The sequence below is a fragment of the Geodermatophilus chilensis genome (assembly GCF_002802985.1).
Taxonomy (GTDB): domain Bacteria; phylum Actinomycetota; class Actinomycetes; order Mycobacteriales; family Geodermatophilaceae; genus Geodermatophilus; species Geodermatophilus chilensis.
Genome location: NZ_NVPT01000284.1, coordinates 1 through 3,299, shown reverse-complemented (window position 1 = coordinate 3,299; position 3,299 = coordinate 1). Strand labels below are relative to the sequence as shown.

The window sequence follows — 3,299 nt, the reverse complement described above, 5'->3', positions numbered from 1 at the left end:
GGTGGTGTATCGGGGACAGGCTCCCGCGACCTGCCCGACCTCGACGCCGACGACCGTCGCCGCGGTCCCCGCTCCCCCGAGCCCCGCCCCGCAGGCCGCCGTCCGGGCGGTCGGGGAGCCACGGCCCAGGCGCCCGAGCGCGGCAGCCGGCTGCGCGGCGCCGTCGCCGTCCTCGCCGTGTTCCTGGTGACCCTGGCCGGTGCGGCCCTCGAGTCCTGGATCGGCACCGGCCTGGGCCTGGTCACGCTGGCGACCCTGACCGTGGCCAGCGCCGCGGCCACCCTGGTGGTCCGGCGCAGCGACCTGCTCACCACGGTGACCGCCCCGCCGCTGGTGTACATCGCCGTGGCCGTGCTCAACACGGCGCTGGCGCCGTCGGCCTCGCTGAACCTCGCATCGGTGGCCACGCTGCTCATCCGCGGCTTCCCGGCGATGGCGGTCGCCACCGCGGTCGCGGCGGTCGTCGGCCTGATCCGCTGGGCCGCCCGTCGCTGAAGGACGACCCCCGCACACGACGGTGGCCCCCTCCCGGTTCCGGGAGGGGGCCACCGTCGTGTGGAGGGGGGTTCTCTCAGGCGCGCTTCGGACGCAGCTCGTGCGGCAGCGCGAACACCAGGCGCTCCTCGGCGGCCTTCACCGTCCCGACGTCGGGGTAGCCGCGCTCGGCCAGCCAGTCGAGGACCTCGCTGACCAGCACCTCGGGCACCGAGGCGCCGCTGGTGACACCGACGGTGCCGACGCCCTCGAGCCAGGCCGGGTCGATCTCGGAAGCGAAGTCGACCAGGTGCGAGGCGCGGGCGCCCGCCTCCAGCGCCACCTCGACGAGGCGCACGGAGTTCGACGAGTTGGTGGAGCCCACGACGATGACCAGGTCGCACTCGCCGGCCATCTGCTTGACGGCCTGCTGCCGGTTCTGCGTGGCGTAGCAGATGTCGTCGCTCGGCGGCGACTGCAGGCCGGGGAAGCGGGCCTTGAGCTGGTCGACCGTCGCCAGGGTCTCGTCGACCGACAGCGTGGTCTGCGACAGCCAGACGACCTTCTCCGGGTCCCGCACCTGCACGTTGGCGACGTCCTCGGCGCCGTCCACGAGCTGGATGCGCTCGGGCGCCTCGCCGGAGGTGCCCTCGACCTCCTCGTGCCCGCGGTGGCCGATCAGCAGGATGTCGTAGTCGTCGCGGGCGAACCGCTTGGCCTCCTGGTGCACCTTGGTCACCAGCGGGCAGGTCGCGTCGATCGTCCGGAGCTGCCGCGTCGCGGCCTCCTGGTGCACCGCCGGCGAGACACCGTGCGCACTGAAGACGACGACCGAGCCCTCGGGCACCTCGTCGGTCTCGTCCACGAAGACCGCCCCACGCCGCTCCAGCGTCGCCACCACGTGCTTGTTGTGGACGATCTGCTTGCGGACGTAGACCGGGGCGCCATGGATCTCCAGGGCGCGCTCGACGGCGACCACCGCCCGGTCCACGCCGGCGCAGTAGCCCCGGGGATCGGCCAGCAGGACACGTCCGCGCTGATCAGCCATGACCCCATGGTAAGTGGGTGCCGCCGGGCCGTCCGGGGACGAGACGCGTACCACCATCCGTGTGTTCCGCGTCAGCGCGGGGGTGTCGGGCGCGCCGATTCGGGGCAGGGTGGGGCCATGTCGCGTGAGATCCCACAGGTCGTCCGTGCGGTGGTCGGGCTGGCCGCCACCGTCGTCGACGACACCCTCCAGCTGCCCCGGACGCTGCCGGGCCTGCCGGTCCGGGTGATCGGCCTGGCCATGCAGGCCACGATGAAGCTGCAGCAGCACTACGCCGGCCTGGTCGCCCGCGGGGACGAGGTCTTCACCGGGCTGCGCGGCGACTCCGAGCCGGGCCTGGCGACCTTCGACGAGGACCTCCCCGGAGCGACCCCCGGTCGTACCTCCGCCTTCGACCGCGCACCCGGGTTCGACCAGCCGACGTCCTTCGACCGCGCTGCGGCGTCGGTCGACGACGAGGAGGTGGCCGAGGAGGTCGCCGCACTGATCGACGACGAGGTCTCCGGGCTGCCCGCCGACCCGGCGCCCGAGGAGGTCGTCGAGGCCCTCGCCGACATCACCGACGAGGTGGCCGCCGCCGGCCTCGATGTCGACCGCGTCGAGCCCGGCCTCACGACCGAGGACGCGCTGGAGACCGCGCTGCTGGAGGCCGACGGCGCACCCGACAGCGCGCTGGTCGACGGCGGCACGGGGGACGCCGGCACCGTCGACAGCGACGAGATCGCCGAGAGCCCCACGCCCCCGCCGGCGTCCCTGCTGGACGCCGAGGCGACCGAGTTCGACGTCCACCCGTCGGCGCCGGCCGAGGCCCCGGTGGCGAGCGACCCGGGCGGCTCCCCCGTCGGCGAGGAGGGCGGCGCGCCCGACGTCACCACCGAGGTCGACGTCCTCACCCCGGACGGCGGGGTCGCGACCGTCGAGGGCACCGTGACCGACGAGGGCGTCGCCGCGCCCGAGGCGCCCGCGGAGGAGGCACCCGGTGGGTCGGCGGAGGAGACCCCCGGCGCCCCCGCCCAGGCCGACCGGCAGGACGCCGGGGTCGACGAGGCGCTCGGCAGCGGGGTCAGCGACGCCGACACCCGCCCCGCGACCGAGGCGACGCCCGCCGGCGAGGACCACGAGGCGACCGGCCGCGGCGACGAGGTCGTCACCGCCGCCGGCGCGCAGGTCGACGACGACCTGGGCGCGGGCGAGGACACGAGCGCACCGGCCGCGACCGACGGGGGTGCCGCGACCGACGAGGCGGCTCCCACGGACGAGGCGGCCCCGACCGACGAGGTGGTCGCCACCGACGAGGGCGGCACCGACGTGGCTGCGGCGACCGGCGTCCGCACCGACGTCGACGAGTCGGTGACCCCCGACGAGGCCGAGGACACCACCGGGGCCGCGGCCGCCGGAGTGGCGCCGGTCGAGGGCTACGACGGCTTCACCGTCGCCCAGCTGCGTGGCCGCCTGCGCGGCTACCAGCTCGCCACCGTGGCGGATCTGGTCGCCTACGAGGAGGCCACCCGCGCCCGGGAGCCCTACCTGCGGATGCTGCGCAACCGGCTGGAGAAGCTGGAACGCCAGGCGGTCGAGGACAGCCCGCTGGCCCCTATACACACCAGACGCTGCCGACGACATCCTACGTCTAGAACGTGGCGGTCGCCGCAATGTCCAACAAAACAATTACCTCGGAGTTCACCCAACCGATCTATCCCAGTGCATCAGCCCGGTGGTGGCAGATGATCCACCGCGACTTCGTTATCGTACGCGTCGCTTGTACACTTCCCCTCAA

Annotated in this window: 3 protein-coding genes; 2 read left to right on the top strand and 1 reads right to left on the bottom strand. The window is 74.3% G+C overall.

Features of this window, described 5'->3' with window-relative positions; genetic code table 11:
* On the top strand, nt 1–495 hold a 495-nt coding region (locus tag CNO22_RS28050; protein WP_157937145.1), incomplete at its 5' end, for a DUF6542 domain-containing protein.
* A 76-nt stretch (nt 496–571) separates the two neighbouring features.
* Here CNO22_RS28050 and CNO22_RS26275 read toward each other — a convergent pair.
* The gene (locus tag CNO22_RS26275; protein ID WP_100502184.1) at nt 572–1,522 is read right to left on the bottom strand and encodes a 4-hydroxy-3-methylbut-2-enyl diphosphate reductase; all 951 of its coding nucleotides are present in this window, start codon (nt 1,520–1,522) and stop codon (nt 572–574) included.
* Nucleotides 1,523–1,639: 117 nt separating this feature from the next.
* Between CNO22_RS26275 and CNO22_RS28045 the strand changes: the two genes are divergently transcribed.
* Nucleotides 1,640–3,250, top strand: coding sequence for a hypothetical protein (locus CNO22_RS28045; RefSeq protein WP_157937144.1), 1,611 nt, complete (start codon nt 1,640–1,642; stop codon nt 3,248–3,250).
* The last annotated feature ends 49 nt before the right edge of the window (nt 3,251–3,299 follow it).

Coding starts and splice junctions, on each gene's coding strand:
- CNO22_RS26275 (WP_100502184.1), bottom strand. CDS start 1,522: ATGGCTGATCAGCGCGGACGTGTCCTGCTGGCCGATCCCCGGGGCTAC.
- CNO22_RS28045 (WP_157937144.1), top strand. CDS start 1,640: ATGTCGCGTGAGATCCCACAGGTCGTCCGTGCGGTGGTCGGGCTGGCC.